This is a genomic window from Frateuria sp., assembly GCF_035944355.1.
Taxonomy (GTDB): domain Bacteria; phylum Pseudomonadota; class Gammaproteobacteria; order Xanthomonadales; family Rhodanobacteraceae; genus Frateuria_A.
Window position 1 is genome coordinate 149,044 of the sequence record NZ_DASZBH010000008.1, and the last position, 25,076, is coordinate 174,119.

General features: G+C 70.6%; 17 protein-coding genes. All 17 read left to right on the forward strand.

The features are described from left to right. The first annotated feature begins 2 nt into the window (after positions 1-2). The 17 genes from tssE (at position 3) to VGU03_RS05620 (ending at position 25,044) form a co-directional block, all read left to right on the forward strand. Positions 3-506: a type VI secretion system baseplate subunit TssE gene (gene tssE, locus VGU03_RS05540; RefSeq protein ID WP_327479210.1), complete on the forward strand. Its 504-nt coding sequence runs from the start codon at positions 3-5 to the stop codon at positions 504-506. Between the two features lie 3 nt (positions 507-509). Next, positions 510-2,393 carry a type VI secretion system baseplate subunit TssF gene (gene tssF, locus VGU03_RS05545; RefSeq protein ID WP_327479212.1) on the forward strand — a complete coding sequence of 628 codons (1,884 nt, stop codon included), beginning with the start codon at positions 510-512 and terminating at the stop codon, positions 2,391-2,393. Beyond that, on the forward strand, positions 2,357-3,379 hold the full coding sequence (gene tssG / locus VGU03_RS05550; protein ID WP_327479214.1) for a type VI secretion system baseplate subunit TssG: 1,023 nt from the start codon (positions 2,357-2,359) through the stop codon (positions 3,377-3,379). Before tssF ends, tssG begins: the two co-directional genes overlap by 37 nt. Positions 3,380-3,449: 70 nt before the next feature. After that, entirely contained in the window at positions 3,450-6,185 is a 2,736-nt protein-coding gene (tssH, locus tag VGU03_RS05555) for a type VI secretion system ATPase TssH (protein WP_327479216.1), read from the forward strand. Positions 6,186-6,367: 182 nt separating this feature from the next. Next, on the forward strand, positions 6,368-7,417 hold the full coding sequence (locus tag VGU03_RS05560; RefSeq protein WP_327479218.1) for a hypothetical protein: 1,050 nt from the start codon (positions 6,368-6,370) through the stop codon (positions 7,415-7,417). Positions 7,418-7,758: 341 nt separating this feature from the next. Next, on the forward strand, positions 7,759-8,046 hold the full coding sequence (locus VGU03_RS05565) for a PAAR domain-containing protein (RefSeq protein ID WP_327479220.1): 288 nt from the start codon (positions 7,759-7,761) through the stop codon (positions 8,044-8,046). Between the two features lie 5 nt (positions 8,047-8,051). Then, on the forward strand, positions 8,052-9,440 hold the full coding sequence (locus VGU03_RS05570; protein ID WP_414655932.1) for a tetratricopeptide repeat protein: 1,389 nt from the start codon (positions 8,052-8,054) through the stop codon (positions 9,438-9,440). A gap of 163 nt (positions 9,441-9,603) precedes the next feature. Next, positions 9,604-11,628 (forward strand): type VI secretion system Vgr family protein, encoded by a 2,025-nt coding sequence (locus tag VGU03_RS05575; protein ID WP_327479222.1) that lies wholly within the window; start codon positions 9,604-9,606, stop codon positions 11,626-11,628. A gap of 10 nt (positions 11,629-11,638) precedes the next feature. Next, on the forward strand, positions 11,639-12,175 hold the full coding sequence (locus tag VGU03_RS05580) for a DUF6931 family protein (RefSeq protein ID WP_327479224.1): 537 nt from the start codon (positions 11,639-11,641) through the stop codon (positions 12,173-12,175). 14 nt (positions 12,176-12,189) lie between these two features. Further along, positions 12,190-13,497, forward strand: a complete 1,308-nt coding sequence (gene tagH, locus VGU03_RS05585) for a type VI secretion system-associated FHA domain protein TagH (protein WP_414655933.1) — start codon at positions 12,190-12,192, stop codon at positions 13,495-13,497. A gap of 289 nt (positions 13,498-13,786) precedes the next feature. Then, a complete protein-coding gene (tssK, locus tag VGU03_RS05590) occupies positions 13,787-15,124 on the forward strand; it encodes a type VI secretion system baseplate subunit TssK (protein WP_327479228.1) in 1,338 nt (445 codons plus the stop codon). Between the two features lie 4 nt (positions 15,125-15,128). Beyond that, positions 15,129-16,466 (forward strand): type IVB secretion system protein IcmH/DotU, encoded by a 1,338-nt coding sequence (gene icmH, locus VGU03_RS05595; protein ID WP_327479230.1) that lies wholly within the window; start codon positions 15,129-15,131, stop codon positions 16,464-16,466. Positions 16,467-16,470: 4 nt separating this feature from the next. Then, positions 16,471-19,995, forward strand: a complete 3,525-nt coding sequence (tssM, locus tag VGU03_RS05600; RefSeq protein ID WP_327479232.1) for a type VI secretion system membrane subunit TssM — start codon at positions 16,471-16,473, stop codon at positions 19,993-19,995. A 2-nt stretch (positions 19,996-19,997) separates the two neighbouring features. Then, positions 19,998-21,527: a type VI secretion system-associated protein TagF gene (tagF, locus tag VGU03_RS05605; protein WP_327479234.1), complete on the forward strand. Its 1,530-nt coding sequence runs from the start codon at positions 19,998-20,000 to the stop codon at positions 21,525-21,527. After that, positions 21,524-22,246, forward strand: a complete 723-nt coding sequence (locus VGU03_RS05610) for a PP2C family serine/threonine-protein phosphatase (RefSeq protein WP_327479236.1) — start codon at positions 21,524-21,526, stop codon at positions 22,244-22,246. Before tagF ends, VGU03_RS05610 begins: the two co-directional genes overlap by 4 nt. A gap of 6 nt (positions 22,247-22,252) precedes the next feature. Then, on the forward strand, positions 22,253-24,340 hold the full coding sequence (locus VGU03_RS05615; RefSeq protein WP_327479237.1) for a serine/threonine-protein kinase: 2,088 nt from the start codon (positions 22,253-22,255) through the stop codon (positions 24,338-24,340). 14 nt (positions 24,341-24,354) lie between these two features. Beyond that, positions 24,355-25,044, forward strand: a complete 690-nt coding sequence (locus tag VGU03_RS05620; RefSeq protein WP_327479239.1) for a hypothetical protein — start codon at positions 24,355-24,357, stop codon at positions 25,042-25,044. The last annotated feature ends 32 nt before the right edge of the window (positions 25,045-25,076 follow it).

Genomic DNA, 25,076 nt, shown 5'->3' on the forward strand with positions numbered 1-25,076 from the left:
CCATGGCCGAACTGACCACCCAGGAACGGCTGCAGCCCTCGCTGCTGGACCGCCTGACCGATGAAGAGCCGGGCAAACAGGAAGAGAGCCGCGAGAAGCGGGTGATCTCGGCCACGCGCCTGCGCGACTGCGTCGCGCGCGACATTTCCTGGCTGCTCAACTGCGTCAACCTGGGCAGCGGCGTCGAGCTGGAGGACTATCCCGAGGTCGCGCGCTCGGTACTCAATTTCGGCATCCCGGACCTCACCGGCATGGCGCTCGCCGGCGTGGACGCGGCCGTGCTGCAGCGTCAGTTGCGCGAGGCGCTGCTCGCGTTCGAGCCACGCCTGACCGGCAGCACCCTGCGCGTGGCGGTCAACACCGACGGCAAGCGCATGGACCAGCAGTCGCTGGTGTTCAACATCGAATCGGAAATGTGGGCGCAGCCGATCCCGTTGAACCTCTATCTCAAGACCGAAGTCGACCTGGAAACCGGTCGCTTCAACGTCTCCGAAAGCCTGGGCTGACGCATGGACCCGCGCCTGCTCCGCTACTACAACCGCGAACTGCAGCACGTCCGCGAGATGGGCGGCGAGTTCGCGCGCGAGTACCCGAAGATCGCCGGGCGGCTCGGCCTGGAAGGCTTCGAATGCGCCGACCCCTACGTCGAGCGGTTGCTGGAAGGCTTCGCTTTCCTGGCCGCGCGCGTGCAGCTGAAGCTGGATGCGCAGCAGCCGGTGTTCACCCAGCACCTGATGGAAATGGTCTACCCGCACTACCTCGCACCGGTGCCCTCGATGGCCGTGGTGGAGATGGCGGCGGATCTGAAGGAGGCGGGGCTGGTCGCCGGGCACACGGTGCCCCGCCACACCGCGCTGCGCAGCCTGACCGGCCGCGACGAGCGCACTGCCTGCGAGTACCGCACGGCGCACGACGTCACCCTGTGGCCGCTCAAGCTGGCCGAGGCGAAATACTTCGACACGCCGGCGGCGATCGCCGCGGCGGGCGTGGCCATTCCCACCGACCGCACCGTGCGCGCAGGCCTGCGCCTGAAGTTCGCCGTCACCGCCGGTGCGCAGGCCAGTGAGCTGGCGATGGACGAGCTGCCGGTGTTCCTCGCCGGCGCGGACGAACTGCCCAAGCGGCTCTACGAGCAGCTGCTGGGCAACGCCGTCGGCGTGGCGGTGCGGGCCAAGGGCGCCAGCGGCATCACCAGCACCTGGCTGGATGCCTCCAGCATCCAGACCAAGGGCTTCGCCGACGACGAGTCGATGATTCCGTACAGCGGCCGGTCCTTCAGCGGCTACCGGCTGCTGCAGGAATACTTCGCCTGTCCCGAGCGCTTCCTGTTCACGGTGTTCACCGGCCTGCGCCAGGCGCTGTCGCGCGCACAGGGCAGCGAGTTCGAGATCGTGGTGTTGTTCGACCGCAGCGTCAGCCGCCTGCACAACGCAGTGGACGCGGGCAACTTCCGCCTGTTCTGCACGCCGGCGATCAACCTGTTCCCGCGCCGCGCCGACCGCATCCACCTGCAGCAGGGCAAGACCGAATACCACGTGCTGGCCGACCGCACGCGGCCGATGGATTTCGAGATCCACTCGATCGGTCAGGTCGAAGGCTTCGGCGACAGCCAGGAACCCGAACAGCAGTTCCAGCCCTTCTACGGCTGCGACGAGCGCACCTGGCAGGGCGGTCACGGCGCCTTCTACACGGTGCGGCGCGAACCGCGCCAGCTGTCCGCGCGACAGAAGCTGCAAGGCGCCCGCTCGAGCTACGTCGGCAGCGAGCTGTTCGTCGCGCTGGTGGACGCCAACGAGGCGCCGTACTCGAGCCGCCTGCGCCAGGTCGGCATGCAGCTGATGTGCACCAACCGCGATCTGCCGCTGCAGATGCCGGTGGGCAAGGCCAACACCGACTTCACCCTGGACGTGGGCGCGCCGGTGGAGTCGGTGCGCTGCGTGGCGGGGCCGACCAAGCCACGCGCGCCGGTCGCCGGCGGCGAGACCGCCTGGCGGCTGGTCAGCCACCTGCAATTGAACTACGTCTCGCTGCTGGGCGAGGGCAACGCCGAGGGCGCTGCCGCGCTGCGCGAGATGCTCACGCTCTACTGCGACGAGTTCGATTCCGGCGCACGCCGGCAGATCGAAGGTGTCAAGAACGTGTCCTCGCAGCCGATCGTGCGGCGCATCCCGGTGCCTGGCCCGATCAGCTTCGGCCGCGGGCTTGAAATTACCCTGACCTGCGACGAGGGCGCGTTCGAAGGCACCGGCGCCTTTCTGCTCGGCTCGGTGATGCAGCATTTCTTCGCGCGCTACGTCTCGGTGAACTCCTTCACCGAGACCGTGCTGCGCACCCTGGAACGCAACGAGGTGGCCCGATGGCCGGCACGGCTGGGCACGCGCCAGACGCTGTAGCGCTGGAACGCGCGCTGCGCGAGCGCCCGGGGGACTTCGATTTCTTCGAGGCGATCCGGCAGCTGGAGTGCGCGCATCCGGCCCGACCGCGGCTGGGCGAGTCGGCCAAGCCGTCGGAAGACTTCGTGCGCCTGTGCCAGACCCCGTCTCTGGCCTTCGCCGCGAGCGCGATCGATCGCTTCGAGCCGGCCGCGGACGGGCGTCCGGCCCGCATGCACGCCTGGTTCTTCGGCTTGTTCGGACCGAACGCGCCGCTGCCGCTGCACCTGACCGAATACGCGCTCGACCGCGAGCGCAACGCGCGCGATCCCACCCTGATCGCGTTCGCCGACATCTTCCACCACCGCATGGCGAGCCTGTTCTACCGCGCCTGGGCCAACGCCCAGCCCACGGTGCAGGCCGACCGCCGCGCGCAGGACCGTTTCCGCCTGTACACCGGCGCGCTGGTCGGCATGGCCACGCCCGGCCTGGAGGGCAGGGATGCGCTGCCGGACGACTACAAGCGCTACTTCGCCGGCCGCATGGTCGCGCAGACGCGCAACGCCGAAGGGCTGCGCAGCCTGCTGCAGCACTTCTTCGCGGTGCCCGTGCGCGTGATCGAATTCGTCGCCGAATGGATGCGCCTGCCGCGCGAGGCGCACCTGCGGCTGGGCCGCTCCGCCGACGTCGCGGCCCTCGGGCGCACGGCGGTCATGGGCGAATCCGTGTGGGGTACCCAGCAACGCTTCCGCCTGCGCCTGGGGCCGCTCGGACGCAACCAGCTCGAGCATTTCCTGCCGGGCGGCACCGCGCTGGAGCAACTCGTCGCCACGGTGCGCAACTACATCGGCGACGAAAAGTGCTGGGACGTGCAGCTGGTGCTCGCGCACGACCAGGTGCCCGCCACCCGCCTGGGCCGCGGCGTGCGCCTGGGCCTGACCAGCTGGCTGGGCCAGCGCGCCCAGCGCAGCGACGCCGACGAGGTCGTACTGAAACCGGTGGGCTAAAGGCCCGCCATCACGCATACCAAACCGGCTGCCGTGCGGCCGCCGCACCAAAGCGAAGGGAAGACAAGTCATGGCCGAGATCAGTCGCAGCGCCCTGTTCGGGAAACTCAACAAGCTCGCCTACCGGGGCATCGAAAGCGCCACCGTGTTCTGCAAGCTGCGTGGCAATCCCTACGTCGAGCTGGTGCACTGGATCCACCAGATCCTGCAGTTGCAGGACTCCGACCTGCACCGCATCGTCAAGCAGTTCAACATCAACCCGTCCAACCTCGCGCGCGACGTCACCGACGCGCTGGACAAGCTGCCGCGCGGCTCGACCACGATCACCGACCTGTCTTCCAACGTGGAGGAAGCGGTCGAGCGCGGCTGGGTGTTCGCCACGCTGATGTTCGGCGAGGCGCAGGTGCGCACCGGCTACCTGATGGTGGGCGTGGTCCGCACGCGCCACCTGCGCAACGCGCTGGTCGGCATTTCGCCCGAGTTCGACAAGATCAAGCCCGAGACGCTGATGGAGAAGTTCGCCGAGGTGGTGTCCGGTTCGCCCGAGGACGGCCAGGGCGCCAGCGACGGCTTCCAGATGGGCGGCGCCGTGCCGGGCGAGGCCAGCGGCGCGATGGGCCCGGCGCAGATGGGCAAGCAGGAGGCGCTCAAGCAGTTCACCGTCGACCTCACCGCGCAGGCACGCAGCGGCAAGATCGATCCGATCGTCGGCCGCGACGAGGAAATCCGCCAGGTCGTCGACATCCTGATGCGCCGCCGGCAGAACAACCCGATGCTGGTCGGCGAGGCGGGCGTGGGCAAGACCGCGGTGGTCGAAGGCTTCGCGCTGCGCATCGCCCAGGGCGACGTGCCGCCGCAGCTGAAGGATGTGGAGCTGCGCACCCTCGACGTCGGCCTGCTGCAGGCCGGCGCCAGCATGAAGGGCGAGTTCGAGAACCGCCTGCGCCAGGTGATCGAGGAAGTGCAGTCTTCACCGAAGCCGATCATCCTGTTCATCGACGAGGCGCACACGCTGGTGGGCGCCGGCGGCGCGGCCGGCACGGGCGACGCAGCCAACCTGCTCAAGCCGGCGCTGGCGCGCGGCAACCTGCGCACGGTCGGCGCCACCACCTGGGCCGAGTACAAGAAGCACATCGAGAAGGATCCCGCGCTGACCCGCCGCTTCCAGACCGTGCAGGTCGACGAGCCCAGCGAAGAGAAGGGCATCCTGATGATGCGCGGCGTCGCCAGCGTGATGGAGAAGCACCACCGCGTGCAGATCCTGGACGAGGCGCTGGAGGCGGCGGTCAAGCTCTCGCACCGCTACATTCCCGCGCGCCAGCTGCCGGACAAGGCGGTGAGCCTGCTCGATACCGCCTGCGCCCGCGTGGCGATCAGCCAGCACGCCGTGCCGCCGGAAGTGGACGACACCCGCAAGCGCATCCAGGCGCTGGAAACCGAGCTGGCGATCATCGCCCGCGAGAAGACAGTGGGCGTGGAGGTGGCCGAGCGCGAGGCGTCGGCCGGCGAGAAGCTCGCCATCGCCAGGGCCCGGCTGGAAACGCTGGAGGTCAACTGGCAGGTGGAAAAGGGCCTGGTCGAAAAGATCCTGGGCCTGCGCGCCCGCCTGCGTGGCGACGCCGCGCCGGTCGAAGGCACCGGCAGCGCGCTGGAGCAGGCCGCCAACGCCGAGGCGGGCGAGGTGGCCGTGGCCAGCGCGGCGCTGACCGAGGCCGAACGTGCCGCCGCGCTGGAAGAGCTCAAAGGCCTGCAGGCGCAGCTGTCCGAACTGCAGGGCGAAAGCCCGCTGATCCTGCCCACGGTCGACTACGTGGCGGTCGGCTCGGTGGTCTCCGACTGGACCGGCATCCCGGTCGGCCGCATGGTCAAGAGCGAGCTCGAGACCGTGATGAATCTGGCCGGCCTGATGGGCAAGCGCGTGATCGGCCAGGACCATGCGATGGAGATGATCGCCAAGCGCATCCAGACCAGCCGCGCCGGCCTGGACAACCCGAACAAGCCGATCGGCGTGTTCATGCTGGCCGGTACCTCCGGCGTGGGCAAGACCGAGACCGCGCTGGCGCTGGCCGAGGCGCTCTACGGCGGCGAGCAGAACCTGATCACCATCAACATGAGCGAGTTCCAGGAGGCGCACACCGTCTCCACGCTCAAGGGCGCGCCCCCGGGCTACGTCGGCTACGGCGAGGGCGGCGTGCTGACCGAGGCGGTGCGGCGCAAGCCCTATTCGGTGGTGCTGCTGGACGAGGTGGAGAAGGCCCATCCGGACGTGCACGAGATCTTCTTCCAGGTGTTCGACAAGGGCGTCATGGAAGATGGCGAAGGCCGCTCGATCGACTTCAAGAACACCCTGATCCTGCTCACCACCAATGCCGGCACCGACCTGATCGCCGGCCTGTGCCAGGACCCGGAGCTGATGCCGGAGCCCGAAGGCATCGCCAAGGCCTTGCGCGAGCCGCTGCTGAAGGTGTTCCCGCCGGCGCTGCTCGGCCGCCTGGTGACCATTCCGTATTACCCGCTGAGCGAAAAGATGCTCGGCGAGATCGTCAAGCTGCAGCTCGACCGCATCAAGAAGCGCATCGAGGCCCGCTACAAGATCCCGTTCGAGTACGACGAGGACGTGGTCAGGCTGGTGGTCAGCCGCTGCACCGAAAGCGAATCGGGCGGCCGCATGATCGACGCGATCCTGACCAACACCATGCTGCCGGACATCAGCCGCGAGTTCCTCAACCGGATGATCGAGGGCACGCCGGTGACGGGGGCGCGGGTGAGCGCGGCCGACGGAAATTTCGCCTACGACTTTGCGTGATCGCAGTGATCCGGATGAATCGGGACGCGGGAGCGGCGATGTCGCACGGACTCGCCTGCCGGCGGGTGCCGGCAGCGCAGGGGCTGGCGTCGATAGTGGGGGCAGGCTGTGCTGAAGGCTGCCCGGTTCTTTCTTCAGGAGGCTAGGGTATGGCTGGTTTTGGCGCTTTTGCGAACAAACGGTTGTGTGACGTCATCTTTCCCGGCACGCACGATGCGGGAATCTACGGCAACGATCTGGGCAGCGTGGTCAAGACGCAGAACCTGAGCATCGGCGAGCAGGCCAAGGCGGGCGTGCGCTATTTCGACCTGCGCATCATCAAGGTCAAGACCGCCAACGGCCTGGAGCAGAAGGCCTATCACGCGCCCGGGTTCAACAAGAAGGAAGACAAGAAGCTGGGCGCCTACCAGACCCCCAAGACGGGCGGCGACGTCGGCGGCGACCGGCTCTCGCAGATGCTCGACCAGGCGCGCGAGTTCGTGATGAAGAACCCGGAGGAGTTCCTCATCCTGCGCTTCTCCAAATGCGGCGACATGGTGGACGTGGCCAACCAGTGCATCCTGAAGCTCGGGCCGCAGCGGTTCGCGTCCAACGTCAACCTCAACGTGGCGACGATCGCCTCGTTGCAGGGCAAGGTGATCACCGTCTTCGATCGCGGCGATTTCGACAAATTCCCGGCGCAGTTGAAGAGCACGCCCGGGATCCTGCCGGTCAAGGCGCTGTTCAACAAGGAAGGCACCGGGCACGCCCAATACAGCGAGCACATATGGGGCCTGCAGTACTTCGGCAGCTACTCGAACACCGGCGACAAGAAGAAGAACCTCAAGAAGCAGCAGAAGATCCTTTCGCAGGGGCCGATAAGCAGCCCCGAGCTGCTGGGCATGATGTACTGGACGCTGACCTCCAACTGGAAGGAAGGCCTGCACAAGCTTTTCTACAGCATCGAGAAGCGCGACAAGGGCATGTGGTCCTCGTCGCAGCAGGCGCTGACCGATGCCTGGAAGGCGGGGGTGAAGGACCACATCGTCGCCCGTGCCGGCGTGCTCCATCAGCAGTGGCGTGCGGCCGGCTTCCCTCCCCAGGCGATCAACCGGGTCTCGAAGTCCTTCATGCCGAACATCGTCATGATCGATTTCGCCGATCCCAACCGTTGCGCGACGATCTGGAACCTCAACCTGGCGACCACCGACATGATCGGCCGTTTGCGCGAGGACCTGCTGGTCACCGGTTGAGCGCCACCCCGTGCCCCGGGCCGTCCTCCCAAGCCGCGGCCCGCGGCGCGCGCGCCCATGCCCCGGCCTGGCAGCGAGGCAGGGGCCGGCCGGGCGCCGAATGGCCGTGAAGGTCGCGTGACAGGATTTGCCGGGGTTTTACGGATTCACCTATAGGCAACGCTGGCCGGCCCGGCCGGCGTGCCGCCACCAGGGGATGTCGCCTGCTGTGCGAGGCGGCCGAAGTCGAGGCCGGATGCCGTTCCCGGTGGATCCGTCCCGCCCATGGCGCCATGGGCAGGACGGCGCGGCGCGTCGTCGCCGCCTGGTCGGGCCGCTACACGTTCAGCCGAGGAATCCGCATGCAGCCCGCCGCCCGCCTCACCGACATGCACGTCTGCCCGATGGTCACCGGCGTGGTGCCCCACGTCGGCGGCCCGGTCGCCGCGCCCGGCGCGCCCAAGGTGCTGATCGGCGGCCTGCCGGCGGCGCGCCTGGGCGACATGGCGACCTGCGTGGGGCCGCCCGACAGCATCGTGATGGGCTCGCCCAAGGTGCTGATCGGCGGCCAGCCGGCCGCGCGCCTGGGCGACAGCTGCGCACACGGCGGCACCATCGTGCTGGGGTGCTTCACGGTGCTGATCGGCTGATGGCGATGAGTGGATCCCTGTCGGACAACCTGACGCTGCGCCGTGCCGTGCGGGACCACCGCAGCGTGCTGCAGCAGGCGATGCGCGCGCATCGGGCGGACGACCTGGACACCGCCGAGCAGCTGTATCGCGAAGTGCTGGACCTGCATGCCGCCCAACCCGACGCGCTGCACTATCTGGGCGTGCTGTGCCACCAGCGTGGCCGCAGCGACGAGGCGGTGGAATTCGTCCGCACCGCCCTGAAGATCACCCCGCGCCATCCGGACGCGCACAACAACCTGGGCAACATCCACAAGGAGTGCGGCCGGCCGGCGGAGGCGGAAGCCTGCTACCGCCGCGCGCTCGAATGCGCCCCCGACCACCACAACGCGCTGGGCAACCTGGCCGTGGTGCTGGAGGTGCAGTCGCGCCTGGACGAAGCCTTCGAGGCCTATGGGGGCCTGCTGCAGAAGGCGCCGGACGAGGCGCGCGGCCACTACCTGATGGGCCTGTTCCTGCGCAACCACGCGCAGAACATGGAACACCTGGAGCAGGCAGCCGAATGCTTCGGCCGCGCCTTCGAACGGGACGGGCGCAACCTGCGCGCGCTGGAGGCGCTGGGCGTGACGCTGTACGCCCTCAAGCGGCACGACGAGGCGCGGCGGGTCTACCGCGACTGGCTCGAGCGCGAGCCGGACAACCCGGTGCCGCGGCACATGCTGGCCGCCTGCGGCGGGGCCGACGCGCCGCCGCGCGCCGCCGACGCCTACGTGCGGGAGCTGTTCGACGGCTTTGCCGACAGCTTCGACGAGCAGCTCCTGAAGAACCTGGACTACCGTGCGCCGCAGGTGCTGGTGGACGCGCTCGGCGGCGTGCTCGGTGTCCCGGCGGGCGCGCTCGACGTGCTCGACGCCGGTTGCGGTACCGGCCTCTGCGCACCGCTGCTGCGCCCGTACGCGCGCCGGCTGGCGGGCGTGGACCTGTCCGGCGGCATGGTCGAGAAAGCCCGCGTCCGCGGCGGCTACGACGCGCTGGATGTGGCCGAGCTCACCGGTTATCTGCAAAGCCATCGCGGCGCCTGGGACCTGGTGGTCTCGGCCGACACGCTGGTCTATTTCGGCGAACTGCAGGAGGCGCTCGTCGCCGCCAGCGCCGCGCTGCGGCCGGGCGGCTGGCTGGGCTTCACGCTGGAGGCGATGGACGAGGACGCCGACCGCGTCGAACTCACGCCCAGCGGCCGCTACCGCCACACGCGCCGCTACGTCGAACGCGTGCTGGCCGCGGCCGGCTTCGGCGACGTGCGCATCGTCGCCGACGCGCTTCGCCGCGAAGCCGGCCAGGCGGTGGCCGGCTGGGTGGTGCTGGCACGGCGCCCGGGCCGGGGCGCGACGAGCAGCGAAGGGGAAGCCGCATGAGCGCGCGCGCACCACGGCATCTCGCGCGCCCGGATGGCGCGCCCCGCACCTGCCGAGGCCGTCCCCGCACCGCTGCCCGGGGTTCCCGTGCCCGATCGCAGGCCACGATCTCAAGCGTGCCGCCATGGGCGGGCACGACACATGCACCCCGGAGTCATGCCCGATGAGCCAGCTGATCACCCTGACCTCGGCGCAATGCGACGGGCTGCTGTTCACCAGCATGGCGGCCGACGAGCAGCTCGGGCGCATGTTCTCCTATCAGGTGCAGTTCGCCAGCCGCGACGAAGGGATCGACCTGGGCGGCCTGCTCGGCACGTCGATGACCGTGAAGCTGGCCACCGGCGACGGCTTCGAGCGCCACTTCACCGGCATCGTCTGCGAGGCCGCGCAGACCGGCGCCGAGACCGTCGACGGCCTGCGCTATGCGCACTACGACGTGCGCCTGGTACCCAAGCCCTGGCTGCTGGTCGACAAGATCGACTGCCGCATCTACACCAACCAGAGCGTGCCGGAGATCGTCAAGGCGGTGCTCGCCGATGCCGGCTACACCGACGTCAAGCTCAGCCTGAGCACCAGCTACGCCAAGCGCGAGTACTGCGTGCAGTACCGCGAGAGCTGCCTGAACTTCATCAGCCGGCTGATGGAGCAGGAGGGCATCTATTACTACTTCACGCACGACGCCAGCACGCACACGATGGTGCTGGCCGATGGCGTCGGCGCGCACGCCAAGGCCAGCCACTTCGACAAGGTGCCGTATGCGACGACCCGCGACAGCGTGTTGCGCCCGCAGGCGGCCATCTCCGAGTGGATCCCGGCGCGCGGCCGCGACGCGACCAAGGTGCAACTGGTCGACTACGACCCGCTCAAGCCGAAGACCTCGCTGCTGGCCAAGGGCGGCGGCGAAGGGCACGGCGGACAGGGGCCGGAGCTGTTCGACTTCCCGGGCGAACACTTCGACGCGCAGCTCGGCCAGCATTACGCGCAGGTCCGCGCCGAGGCGCTCAGCGCGTCGCGCTCGCACTCCAGCGGCGCCACCAGCGCCTGCGGCATCCAGCTCGGCGGGCTGTTCAGCCTGACCGGGTTTCCGCGCGACGAGCTCAATCAGGAATACCTGGTGATCGGCGCGACCATGGAGCTGCAAGGCGGTGGCTACGCCTCCGGCGGCGGCGCGCCAGGGCCGGGCTTTGCCTGCCGCTTCCAGGCGATCGAGAGCAGCCGGCCGTTCCGCACCCTGCCGAGCGCCGCCAAGCCGTCGATCGTGGGCCTGCAGACCGCGGTGGTCACCGGCAGCGACACCGACGAAGACATCGCGATCGACGAGCACGGCCGCGTGCAGGTCACCTTCCACTGGAACAAGCCGGACAAGCCCGACGCCAAGAGCTCCTGCCCGGTGCGCGTGGCCTCGGCCTGGGCCGGCAAGGGCTGGGGCGCGGTGAGCCTGCCGCGCGTGGGGCAGGAGGTGGTGGTGAGCTTCCTCGAAGGCGACCCGGACCGGCCGCTGATCATCGGCAGCGTCTACAACGCCGACAACACGCCGCCCTACGGCCTGCAGGCGACCAAGACCCAGAGCGGCATCAAGAGCCGCAGCCTGCTCGGCGAAAGCGCCGACTTCAACGAGCTGCGCTTCGAGGACAAAAAGGGCGAGGAAGACTTCTTCATCCATGCCCAGAAGGACATGCACGAGGAGGTCGAGAACGACCACGTGGTCACCATCGACCACGACGAAACGGTGACGGTGAAGCACGACCAGACGCTCACCGTCGAGAACGACCAGACCGAAACGGTCAAGCACGACCGCAAGATCACGGTGCAGAACGACGACAAGCTGGACGTCACCGGCAACGGCGCCACCAGCATCGGCCAGAAGTTCAAGCTCTCCGCCGGCAGCGAGATCGAGCTGGTCGCCGGCGCATCGAGCATCGTGCTCAAGAGTTCGGGCGACATCGAGATCAAGGGCGTCAACATCAAGATCACCGGCAGCATGGGGGTCAAGGTTGAGGGCCAGGTCGAGGTCGGCATCAAGGCCGGCGCCACCATGGACGTCGGCGCGGGCGCCAGCCTCAAGGTGCATTCGGATGCGATGGTCGAAGTGGCCGGCAGTGCCATGGCCACCGTCAAGGCACCGATGCTGACGCTCAAGGGCGACGGCATGAACCAGGTGTCCGGCGGCATCGTGATGATCGGATAAGGAGCCGCCCATGTCCCACGTCGTACAGGCAGCCGAACAGATGGAACTGGCCGAACCCGCGCGGGCGCGGCTGGATCCGCGCATGAACCCGTTGCAGGCGGTGCAGGCGCTGCTCGCCGAGGGCGAGACCCAGGACGCGCTCAAGCTGCTCGCGCGCTTGTTGCCCAAGCGCTACGCAGTGGCCTGGGCCTGCCAGTGCGCGCGCGACATGGCGCTGTCGCTGGAGGACAAGGCCGGCGCGGCGCTCGCCGAGCAGTGGGTGCGCGAGCCGGACGAAACCCACCGGCGCGCGGCTTTCGAGTTCGCCAACGCCGGCGGCTACCGCACCATCGGCGCGTGGCTGGCGGCCGCGGCGGGCTGGTCCGGCGGCAGCCTCGCGCCGGCCAGCCAGGAAACCCCCGTACCGCCCGCCGAGCACCTCACGGCCTGCGCGGTGGTGGCGGCGATCAACCTGATGGCCGGCATGGAAGCGGAACGCTTCGAGCAGCGCCGCGGCGAATTCATGGCCCGCGCCATGGGCCTGCTGGGCGGCGGCCCGGCGAACTGACGGAGACGATGAGCGTGCCCAATCCACAGACCCTGGTGCTCGCCGTGCTCGGCCCGCATGCCGCGCAGTTCGGCGCGCGCAGCCAGAAAGCCTTCGACGGCCGCGACGGCAGCATCGGCCGCGCGGACGACTGCGACTGGGTGCTTGCGGCCGCCGGCGTGTCGCGCGTGCATGCCATGGTGCGCTGCCTCAACGGCATGTATTTCATCGAGGACCGCAGCACCAACGGCATGCTGCTCAACGGCCGTCCACTGATGAAGGGCGACCCCGCCTCGCTGAAGGACGGCGACCGCCTGCAGATCGACACCTTCGAGGTGGCGGTGCGGCTGCAGGCCGACAACGCCACCGTGGTGCAGCCAGCGATGACGCCGGCGCCGGCGATGGCCGCGGTGGCACCGCTGCCGGGCGGCGATTTCCTCGACGCCATCCTCGGCCTCGATCCGTTTGCGGGACCGCAGCCGTCCACACGCGGCGGGCGGGACGAGCCACTGATCCCCGTCGCCGGCGCGCCGGCAGGCGCGCTCGATCCGCTGGCCTTCCTGGACGAGCCCCTGGGCGCGCCGGCTGCGCCTGCGCCGGCACCGGTAGCGAGCTGGAACCATTCCAGCGGCATGGCCGACCATTTCCACCCGCCCGGCATCGCCGGCGCGCGCGAGGCGCTGCCGGAGAACTGGGACCTGACGATGGGCGATTTCGCGCCCAAGGCGGCACCGGCACCCGTCCCCGCGCCAGCACCCGCGCCGGCGCCCGTGGTATCCGCTGCGCCGCCTGCCGCGCCGATGGCCCCGATGGCGCCAGGCGCCGGCCTGCCGCCCGGGCTGGACGCCATCTTCCACATCGTCGTGGACGGCGTGATGGACGTGCTGCGCGCGCGCGCGGAGATCAAGAACACCTTCCGCCTGCCGGTGACGCTGATCCAGCGTTCGGAGAACAACCCGCTGAAATTCGCCCCCAACGCCGAGGAGGCGCTGCAGAAACTGCTTGCGCCCGCCAACGGCGCCTTCCTCTCCGGCACGGACGCCTTCCAGGACGCCTTCGACGACATCCGCTGCCACCAGATGGCGATGCTGGCCGGCGTGCGCGCTGGCTTCGAAGCGGTGCTGGCGCACTTCAACCCCGACCGGCTCGAACAGGAGGTCGACGGCGGCAAGCGTTCCGCCTTCGGCGGCAAGAGCCGCTACTGGGAGCGCTACCGCGAGAACTTCGACGGCCTGGCCAAGGATCCCGACGAGTGCTTCCGGCGCCTGTTCGGCGACGAGTTCGCGCGCGCCTACGAGGAGCAGCTGGCGCGGCTGAAATCGGCGCGGGCGCGGCAGCGGTGAGGGCCGATGACGCTTTTCACGTGAAAAACACGCACTAGAGGGAAGGCGCCGGGAAGGCGGGCAGGGCTTGGGTCAGCCAGGAACGGTCGCGGAGCGGCCGCCGCGTCATTCCCGCGAAAGCGGAAATCCATTCTCGTCTTGCCTGGATCCGCCGTGGTGGCAGGCAAAGAGCCGATGGATTTCCCGCTTCCGCGGGAATGACGCCCGGAGGGTGGCCGACCGGAAGGCGCCCATGCCCAGAGCCGATGCCCCGTGGCCACGCAGCAGACAACCAGCAGACAGGTCGGTCATGACGCAAAACAACAAAGTGGTCTGGAGCGAAGGCCTGTTCCTGCGCCCGCAGCACCTGCAGCAGCAGGAGCGCTACTTCGAGCGCTTCGTGGAGCTGCGCGCCGGTGCGCTGCGGCCCTATGCCTGGGGCTTCCAGGAGCTGGAACTGGAGCCGGACCTGCTCGCCATCGGCAAGCTCGGCATCCGCCGCGCGCGCGGCATCTTCCCGGACGGCACGCCCTTCGCCATGCCTGGCGACGACCCGCTGCCGCCGGCGCTGGAGGTCGACGCCAACTGGCGCGACCAGACCGTCTACCTGACCCTGCCGCTGCGCTCGCCCACGCAGCCGGACAGCGGCCGGCCGGAGGCGCCCGCCGAGCGGCTGTTCCGCTACCGCGTGCGCGAGACCGAGGTGCGCGACAGTTCCGGCGGTGTCGAGGGGCTCACTCCGCTGGAAGTCGGCGGCATGAGCTGCCGCCTGCTGCCGCAGTCGCAGCCGATGGAAGGCCTGGCGCAGATCCCGCTGGCGCGCATCGTCGAGTGCCGCGCGGACCGCCGCGTGATGCTGGACGACTCGTTCATGCCCACGGCGCTCTCCTGCCAGGCGGTGCCGCGGCTGGTGACCTTCCTCACCGAGCTGCTGGGCCTCCTGCACCAGCGCGGCGAGGCGCTGGCCAGCCGCGTGGCGCTGACCGACCGCGGCGGCGCGGCGGAGATCGCCGATTTCCTGCTGCTGCAGGTGGTCAACCGCTGCCAGCCGTTGGTGGCACATCTGGCGGAAGCCCCGCTGGAGCATCCCGAGGCCTTCTACCGCACGCTGGTGGCGCTGGCCGGCGAGCTGGCCACCTTCACCGCGCCGGGCAAGCGCCCACCGCTGTTCCCGCCCTACCGCCACGAGGCGCTGCGCGAGAGCTTCGAGCCGGTGATCGTGTCGCTGCGCAACGCCCTGAGCGCGGTGATGGAGCAGACCGCCATGCCGATTCCGCTGCAGGCCCGCAAGTACGGCGTATGGGTGGCGGTGGTGCCGGACCTGAGCCTGCTCGACACCGCCGCCTTCGTGCTCTCGGCCAAGGCCGACATGAAATCGGAGGACCTGCGCCGGCAGCTGCCCGCGCACGCCAAGATCGGTCCCACCGAGAAGATCCGCGACCTGGTCAACCTGCAGTTGCCGGGCATCGCGGTCGCGCCGATGCCCGTGGCGCCGCGGCAGATTCCCTACAACGCGGGCTATCTCTACTTCGAGTTCGACAAGCACTCGCCGATGTGGCGCGAGCTGAAGACCTCCGGCGGCATCGCCTTCCATTTCGGCAGCGAGTTCGCCGGCCTCGACCTGCAATTGTGGGCGATCCGGAGCTGACGCCATGAGCCCGACCAACGGTCCCTTCGACGAGGACATGCGCGATGCCACCGTGGTGCGTCCGCGCGGCGCGCCGGCACCGGCAGCCGCTGCGCCGGCACCCGCACCGGCGGCGTACGCGCCCCCCGCGGCTGCCGCACACGCGGCGCCGGCCAGCGCCGAGGACATCAGCGGCTTCCTCGGCGGCGGCATGAATCCATTGGTGCAGGCGGCCAGCCCGCTGCTGTTGCTGGCGGTGCAGGTGCGCCACAGCGCCGGCGCCGCCGACGCCGCGCGCCTGCGCGACCAGGCCACCACCCAGGTGCGCCGCTTCGAGAGCCGGGCGCAGGCGGCCAACCTGCCGCAGCAGACCGTGCTGGCGGCGCGCTACGTGCTGTGCGCGATGCTCGACGAGTCGGTGCTCAACGCGCCCTGGGGCGAGCACAGCGGCTGGGCGCAGCAGACCCTGCTGGTGGCGTTCCACAGCGAGTCCTACGGCGGCGCCAAGTTCTTCCAGATCCTCGAGCGGCTGTGCGGGGATTTCTCCCGACACATCGACCTGATCGAGCTGATGTACATCTGCCTGGCGCTGGGCTTCGGCGGCCGTTACCAGATCGAGGCGGGCGGCCGCGCCAAGCTGGCCGACATCCAGGAAGACCTGTACCGGCGCATCAAGGAGCAGCGCGCGCCGGCCGCGCAGGAGCTCGCGCCGCACTGGCGCGGCGTGGAGGACCGGCGCAACCCGCTGGTGCGCTACGTGCCGCTGTGGGTGATCGCCAGCGCGGCCGCCTGCGTGCTGCTGGCGGCGTTCCTGTTCTTCTACACGCGGCTCAACGATGCCGCCGCGCCGGTCAACGCCCAGCTGGCGAAGATCGGGCTGGAGGGCGCGGCGCCGCCGGACACCTCGCACCGCCCGCCGCCGGCGCGCAAGAGCCTCAAGCAGCTGCTCGCGCCGGAGGAGTCGGCCGGGCTGCTGAGCATCGACGAACGGCCCGATGGGCAGGCGCTGCTGCGCCTGTCCGGCAACGCCATGTTCGCCTCCGGCGGCGTCGAGGTGAACGAGCGCCAGCTGCCGCTGCTGCACAAGATCACCGCCGCGCTCAACCAGGTGGCCGGCCGCGTGATCGTGGTCGGCCACACCGACGACCAGCCGATCCATTCGCTCAAGTTCAAGGACAACTTCGCGCTGTCGGCGGCTCGCGCGCAGTCGGTGCAGCAGGTGCTCACGCAGGGCCTGGACAACCCGGGCCGGATGGAGTCGACCGGCGCCGGCGCCTCGCAGCCGATCGCGCTGCCGTCGGACCTGCCGGAAAACCGCACGCGCAACCGCCGCGTGGAAATCAAGTTCATCCCGGAGGCCTGACGCCGTGGCGAAGTTGCTGAGCCTGTTCAAATCCGCCTGGTTCGTCACGCTGGTCGGCATCGCCTTGCTGTCGGTGCTGGTGTGGCTGGGCGGCCCCTATCTCGGCATCGGGGATTCGCAGCCGCTGGCCAGCCCGGTCGCGCGGCTGCTGCTGATCATGGTGATCGTGCTGGCCTGGGGCGCCTGGCTGCAGGTGCAGGCGCTGCGCGCGCGCGGCAAGGCCAACAGGATGTCCGGCGAACTGGCCGGGCAGGGCACCGCGCCCGCGCAAGGCGACGATGCACGCGGCGACAACCGCAGTGCGGGCGAGCGTACGCAGCTGCAGGGCCGCTTCGCCGAAGCGGTCGACATGCTGCGCAAGCATCGCCGCGGCAACCTCTACGCGTTGCCGTGGTACGTGGTGATCGGGCCGCCGGGCTCGGGCAAGAGCACGCTGCTGCAGAACTCGGGGCTCAACTTCCCGCTGTCCGAGCGCTTCGGCAAGGAAGCGCTGCGCGGCATCGGCGGCACCCGCAACTGCGACTGGTGGTTCACCGACGAGGCGGTCTTCCTGGACACCGCCGGCCGCTACACCACGCAGGACTCCGACCGTGCGGCCGACTCGACCGCCTGGGGCGAGTTCCTCAAGCTGCTGCGCCGCTACCGCAGGCGCCGCCCGATCAACGGCGTGATCGTGGCGATGAGCCTGTCCGACCTGATGGTGCTGGACGAGGCCGCGCGGCAGGACCATGCACGCGCCATCCGCCGGCGCCTGGACGAGCTGTCCGAACACCTGAAGATCGGCGTGCCGGTGTACCTGGTGCTGACCAAGTGCGACCTGGTGGCCGGCTTCGGCGAGTTCTTCGACGACCTGAACCCCGAGCTGCGCAGCCAGGTCTGGGGCGTGTCCTTCCCCTTGGGCAAGACCATGGACGGCAGCGCCGCCAAGGCCTTCGCCGACGAGTACCGCCTGCTGCTGGACCGGCTCAACACGCGCACGCTCGACCGCCTGCACGCCGAGCGCGACCGCGGCCGCCGCGCGTCGGTGCTGTCCTTCCCGCAGCAGCTGGCCGCGCTGGGCGAGACCGCGCGGCAGTTCGTCGAGGGCGTGTTCGCCGCCCACGCCTACGGCATGCCGCCGCTGCTGCGTGGCGTCTACCTCACCTCCGGCACGCAGGAAGGCACGCCGATCGACCGCATGATGGGCGCGGTGGCGCGCACCTTCGGCCTGGATGCCGCGCGGGTGAACCCGCCCGGCGCGCAGCGGCGCACCTTCTTCGTCGAGCGCCTGCTCAAGGAGGTGTTGTTCCGCGAATCGGGCCTGGCCGGCACCAATCCGGCGATCGAGCGGTGCAAGGTCGCCGTGCAGCTGGCCGCCTACGCGGGCATGGCGCTGCTGACCGTGCTGCTGTGCTTCGGCTTCGCCACCAGCTATGCGCGCAACCGCGCCTACCTGGGACAGGTGCAGGACGCATTGAAGGGCTATCCGGCCGGCGTCGACCTGGAGGCCACGGCGACCCCCAAGCAGTACTTCGCCAAGGTGCTCGACCGGCTCGAGGCCTTGTCCGCGGTCAGCCAGGCGGCCGCGCCGCAGGGCGGCGTCCCGCTTTCGATGCGGCTTGGCCTTTACCAGGGCAAGGCGGTGGAGGCGGGCCTGCACGCGGCCTACCTGCGCGAATTGAACGCGCTGCTGCTGCCCGGCGTCGGCGCGCAGTTCCGCGCCGGCCTGTCGGCCAGCGCGGCCGACCCGCAGGCGCTTTACTACTACCTCAAGGGCTATCTGATGCTGGGCCAGCCCAAGCATCTGGACGCCGCCGAACTGGCCGCCCTGGCCAACCTGGAATGGCGCAAGGTGTTCCCGGACGAACCGGTGCTGCAGCAGGCGCTGGCGAAACACTTCCAGGCGCTGCTGGACGAACCCGGCCAGCTGCGTGCGCTGGCCCTGGACCCGGCGCTGGTGGAACAGGCGCGCACCACGCTGCGCACGGCCGACCTGTCCACGCTGGTCTACGGCAGCATGAAGCTCTCGGCCGAGAACGCCGGCAAGCCGCTGCAGTTGGACAAGGAGCTGGGCCTGCTCGGCAACGTGTTCCGCCGGCAGAGCGGCAAGCTGCTGTCCGAGCCGCTGCCGGCGCTCTACACGCAACCGGTGTTCGCGATCGAGGCGGACAAGGGCGTGGGCGAGGCGGTCAAGCAGTTCGCCGCGGGCGACTGGGTGTTCGGGTCCGAGCCGATCGACGCCATCGCGCAGGCGCGCCTCTCGCGCCAGGTGCTGGCGCTGTACGAGACGGACTACATCAAGGCCTGGGATGGCCTGTTGGCCGACCTGCAGCTGCAGCCGATCGCCAGCATCCAGGACGCCAGCACGATCGCCGCGAAACTCTCCGGCCCGAGTTCGCCGCTGAAGTCGCTGCTCAAGGTGGTCGGCGCCAACACCAGCGACATGCTGCGCGCGCCCACGCCCGATGCCGGCGACAAGGCGCTGGACGCGGCCAAGGACGCGGCCGCTAAGAAGGCCACGCAGAACGCGCTCGGCCGCGCGCTGGCCAAGGTCGGCGGCAGCGCCGGCGGCGCCGCCGAGGAGGCGCCGCCCGGCAGCGCCATCAGCGCGCACTTCGAGACGCTCGACAAGCTGAGCGCGGGCGCGCCCGGCACGGCGCCGATCGACCAGACGCTGACGGTGCTCGACCAGCTCAGCAAGACCCTGCTCACCATGACCGACTTCAGCGATGCGGCCGGCCAGTCCAACCCGCAGCTGCTGATGGCGCAGCAGGCGGCCGCGCAGCTGCCGCCGCCGGTGTCCGGCTGGGTCGCCTCATTGACCGGCAAAAGCCAGGCCCTGGTGGCGAGTGGAACCAAGGGCGCACTGGGCGAACAGTTCCAGCAGGCGGCGGCGCAGGATTGCGCGGCCTTCACCCAGGGCCGCTACCCGTTCGCGCCGGACAGCCGCAACGACATTCCGGTGCAGAACTTCGCGGAGCTGTTCGGCTACGGCGGGCGTTACGACAGCTTTTTCAAACAGACGCTGGCCAAGCTGGTCGATACCAGCGGGCGCACCTGGCAGTGGAAGAGCGGGCCGGGCGCAGTGAGCGGTTCGGCCGCGATGCTGGCGCAGATGCAGCTGGCCGACGCCATCAAGCAGATGTACTTCCGCAACGGCAGCCCGACGCCGGAGGTCGGCTTCACCCTGCTGGCGCCGCAGCTGGCGCCGGGCATCGGCCGCTTCGCCATCGCCATCGACGGGCAGACCTTCGACTACAAGCCCGGCGGCAACGCCAGCATGGCGATGAAGTGGCCCGGGCCCACGCCCGGCCAGGTCAAGGTCTCGGCCTGGGACAGCGGCGGCAACCTGCTGAGCAGCTACGACTACCAGGGCGACTGGGCGTTCTTCCACGCGCTGCAGGCGGCCAAGCTCTCGCGCCAGTCGGACCTGCGCTACCTGGCGCACTTCGACTTCGGTGGCCAGGCGGTGCAGTTGGTGGTGCAGGCGAGCAACCTGAAGAACCCGTTCCTCAACACGCAGGTGCAACGCTTCCGGTGCGGGGGCTGACGATGGCCGGCCCGACGGGGGGAGCCGGGACGGCCAGCGTCGGATTCTTCGGCAAGCTGCCGGGGGCGGGCGATTTCGTGCAGCGTCGGCTGCCGGCCGCCTTCGTGGAACGTTGGGACAGGCACTTCGAACAGGCGGTCCACGCCAGCCGCGAGGCGCTGGGCGAAGGCTGGGCCGAAGCCTATCGAGCCAGTCCGGCGTGGTGCTTCGCGCTGTCGCCGCAGGCCTGTGGCGAAGGCGCCTGGGCCGGCGTGTTCGGACCGGCCGCCGACCGGGTCGGGCGCAGCTTCCCGATGGTGATCGCCGCGCCGGTCGCGCCGACGCAGATCGAGCCGCTGCTGCACGATAGCGCCGGCTGGTTCGATGCGCTCGCGCGCGTGCACGAGCGGGGCCAGCGCGGCGCGCCGATGGATGCCGAGGGGTTCGACGCGCTGGTGGCGGCGCTCCCCGGCCCGGCTAGCGTTCCCTTCGTGCCTTGCGATCCCGCCGAAGGCATCGATTTCAGCCGCGCGAACCACTGGCGCCTGCCGTTGCCGGCGCGCGCCGTCGACAGCGCCGCGCTGGTCGCGCTGTGGCGGCGGCTGGCGGGGCAGGGGCCCTGGTGCCTTTGGTGGAGCGAGGGCGCCGGCCGAGTGCCGCCCGGCATCCTGGCCACCCGCGGCCTGCCGGCGGCGGAGGCCTATGCCGGCTTTCTCGACGCCAGCCGCGCCGGCGCGTGGCAGACGCCCGCCGCGGCCGGCGCGCCCGTGGCCACGCCTGTGGCCGAGCCGTCTCCCGTGCCGGTTCCCAGGCGCGCGCCGGACGACGACGTGACCGTGCCGGGCATCGTGCGCCAGGCGCAAGCGTCCGCGCCGCCGGTGTCGCCCGTGCTGCAGACCGAACTGTTGGTGCGGACCGCGCCGGGTGCCGCGGTGGTCAGCCACCCGGCCTGCGCGCTCACCCTGGTGGCGGCCGACGTGGGCCTGGCCGACCCGCGTCGCCGCGCGGCGGCGGCCGCCGCGGGCGTGGGCGCGGAACTGGGCGTGGCGGACGAGGCCGCGCCCGGCACGCACGCGCTGCGCGCCCGCCTGATGGCCTTGCATCCGCTGCTGCGCCATGGCCGGGTCGCCGAGGACGGCGCGGTGGCGGCCGTGCGCGTCGCCGGCACCCAGGCCGGCCTGCTGCGCATCGGCACGGCGGGCGCCTGGCACTGGCGCGGCGGACGGCTGCGGCCGCTGTTCGCCGGCGCGCCGACCCAGCCGGCCGGCTGCGGCGAACTGGACGACCTGCTGTTCGGCGGGGCGGCCGCCTCCGCGACGCCGGGTCTGGGCGCCGACGGCGCGCCCCACTGCGAGCAGGTCGCCTGCGAGCTGATGCCCGGCGACCGCCTGGTGCTGCTGGCCGGCGCGGCGCACGCGCAGCTCTCGCAGGCCACGCTGGCGCAGGCGCTGGCCGCCGCCTCGGCCCAGGACGCCCAGGCCAGCCTGGCCCAGGCGCTGGGTCCCACCCATTCGCGGCCCTGGCCGCTGGCCGTGATCGAGGTGCAGCCATGACCGCGCATTACCTGTCCGCCGGGCACACCCACACCGGCAAGGTCCGCAAGCACAACGAGGACGCCATCCTGGTGCGCGAGGACGTGGGCTTGTGGGTGGTCGCCGACGGGCTGGGCGGCCATTCGGCGGGCGACTATGCCAGCGGTCTCATTGTCGAAAGGCTCGGCTCCCTGCCGCGCACGGGCGACGTATTCGACTTCATCGAGTCGATCGAGGACACGCTCGCGCAGGTCAACACCGAATTGCGCCAGGTTGCCGCGGTGCGCGGCGTCGACCTGATCGGCTCGACCGTGGTGCTGCTGGTCTACGACCCCGACTTCATGCTGTGCGGCTGGGTCGGCGACAGCCGCGCCTACTGCTTCGAGGACGGCCATCTGCGGCAGATCACCCGCGACCACGTGCATGGGGTCAAGGACGAGGTCACCCAGTTCGCCGGCGGCGGTGGCGCGCGCCCGCAACCGGGCGGCGGCGTGCTGACCCGCGCGATCGGCGCCGAGGAACGGTTGTTCGTCGACTGGGTGGTGGCCGGCAACCGGCCCGGCATGCAGTTCGTGCTGTGTTCCGACGGCATCAACAAGGAAATGACCGACGAGGAAATCGACGCGCAGTGCGCCCGCCTGCAGGTGCCCGGCGACGTGCTGCAGAGCCTGTTCACCACCGCGATGGGCCGGGCCGCGCGCGACAACGTCTCGGCCGTGATCGTGCGGCTGCAGGGCTGATCAGCCGTGGACGCGACCGCCCTCGCCGCGCTGCTGCACGCCTGCAAGGCGGACGAGCCCGCGCTGCTGGGCGATGCCCTGGCGCAGCGTGGCGCCGTGCCGGCGGAGCAGCATGCCGCCGAGCTGCACTGGCTCGCGCAGATGCGCGAGGCAGGCCGGCTCGACGCCGGCGTGGCGCAGCAGGTCATCGACCGGCTGCAGGCGCTGCAGGCCGCGGCGGCTGCTGCCGGCCCGGTCGGCGAGCAGGCCACGGTGGTGAGGGTGGAGCGGCCCGGATCCGCGGTCGCCGCCGACGCCACACGCGTGGCCCCGCCGGCCCCTACGCCGGCAGCCCTGGATCAGGCGACGGTGGTCAAGCCGGCCTCCGCGCCCCCGGAGGGGAGCACGCGCACCGGCACGGCCACCTCGCACACCGCCAGCGGCACCGACGGCGTGGACGTGTCCGGCTGGCAGCGCGTGGCCGATGCCGCGGGCGGCGACCACGCCGCCGTCGGCAGCGTGCTGAAGGGCCGCTTCGTGCTCGAGCGCGAGATCGGCCGTGGCGGCATGGGCGTGGTGTTCCTGGCGCGCGACGAGCGGAAGGTCGAGGCGCGCGACCGCGACCCGCACGTCGCGGTGAAGGTGCTCAACGACGAGTTCCGCCGCCATCCCGATTCGCTGATCGCCCTGCAGCGCGAGTCGCGCCGCTCGCAGTCGCTGGCGCACGACAACATCGTGCGCGTCTACGACTTCGACAAGGACGGCACGGTCGTCTTCATGACGATGGAGTACGTCGACGGCTCGGACCTGAAGACGCTGATCCGCGAGCGCGCCTGCAACGGCCTGCCGCTGGCCCAGGCCCGGCCGCTGATCGAAGGCATGGCGCGCGCGCTCAAGCGTGCGCACGACGCCGGCGTGGTGCACTCGGATTTCAAGCCCGGCAACGTGATGGTCACGCGCGAGGGCGTGGCGAAGGTGTTCGACTTCGGCATCGCCCGCGCCGGCAAGCAGCCCGGCGAAGCGGCCGAGGACCAGACCGTGTTCGATGCCGGCAAGCTGGGCGCGCTGACCCCCGCCTATGCCAGCCTGGAGATGATCGAGGGCAAGCCGCCGCAGCCCGCCGACGACATCTACGCGCTGGGCTGCGTGGCGTTCGAGCTGCTGACCGGCAAGCACCCGTTCGACCGCGCCAGCGCGGAGACCGCGCTGCGCGAGCGCCGGCGCCCGCCGGCCGTGCCCGGGCTGACCGGGCGGCAGTACCGCGCTCTTTGCGACGCGGTGGCGTTCACCGCCGACAAGCGCCTCAAGAGCGCGGACCTGCTGGTCGAAGGCCTGCGCGAGGTCGGCCTGGGCGAGCGCATGGGCCGCCCGCTGGCCTATGCGCTGGTCGCCGTCGCCGTGCTGGCGGCTGCCGGCTGGTTCGCGTTCGGCCAACTGCGCGCGCGGCACGTGGCCGAGGTGGCCGCCCGTTTCCGGCTGGACGACCCCCGGCGCTATGCCGACGAGGCCGGAGCCGCCGCCGCGCTGGCCGGGTTGGGCGAAGGCGAGCGCAAGCAGCTGATGCTCGACGAGGGCGAGCGGGTGCAGGCCTTCCTGCTCGATCGGGTCGACGCCTACTGGAATCCCGCCCAGGGCCGCCGCGACTACGCCGCCGCCGAGCGGGTGCTGGCGCTGCCCGCGCAACTGCACCTGTACCTGCCGCGGCTGGACATGAAGCGCATCGCGGTCGACAAGGAAAAGCACGACCTGGAGCAGCCCAGGGTCGCCGCCGCGCCGCCGGTCCCCGCCTCGCCGAGCCCCGCCACGGCCGGCAGCAACGCGCCTGCTCCATCGCCGGAGCCGGTGCAGGTTGCGGTGGCAGCCGACCGCTCGCCCGCGAGCAGGCCGCCGGCAGCGGGACCGTCTTCCGTCAACCCGGCGGACCGCATGCAGGCCGTGGCCGCCGGGCTGCTGCGCGAGGGCGAGCGCAACTTCAGCCAGCAGAACTACTCGGCGGCGATCGCCAACGCCCGCGCGGCGTTGCAGGTCAATCCCGGCGACGCGGCCGCCAAACGGCTCCTGCAGCGGGCCCAACAGGCGCAACAGCAGGCGATGAGCAGCATCTCGATCAACTGAGGGAGGGGGAAATCATGCGTATCCGTGGAATTCGTGGCGCAAGTCTCCTGGGGGCCGCCTGCGTGCTTGCGCTGGTGAGCGGCTGCGCGCAGATGGGCGGCCTAGGCACGGCCAACGGCGGCGCTTCCGACGCCGACGCCGGCGCGCAGGCGCAGAGCGAATGCAATCCGGCCTTGGGCGGCGCCATCGGCGCGCTGGCCGGGTCGATGTTCGGCAAGGGCAAGGGCCACCTGGCGGGGGCCGCGATCGGCGCCGGCATCGGCGTGTTCGCCTGCATGGCCTACAACTACCGCAGCCGCCAGGTCAGGGATGCGCAGGTCGTGGAGGCGCAGTACAGGCGCGACCGCGGCGCGCTGCCGGCGGACAACACCATCGGCGCCTACCGTAGCGAGCTGCTGCCGGGCGAGACGGTCAAGTCGGGCAGCAAGGCGGCGATGCAGTCGCGCGTCACGCTGATCCGCGGCACCCGCGCCGCGGCGCCCCAGCTCAAGGAGCAGCTGACCCTGTTCTCGCCCGAGGGCAAGCAGCTCACCACGGTCACCAAGGACGCCACCGCCATCGACGGCACCGGCGAGTACGAGACCAACTTCGACTTCAACCTGCCCAAGGGCATCCAGGAGGGCCGCTACACCATGCGTTCGGCGCTGTACATGGACGGCCAGCAGGTGCGCAGCAACGAAGTACCCATGCTGGTGGTCGGCTGACCCCGGCGCGATCCGGCCGCGATCCCACGCGG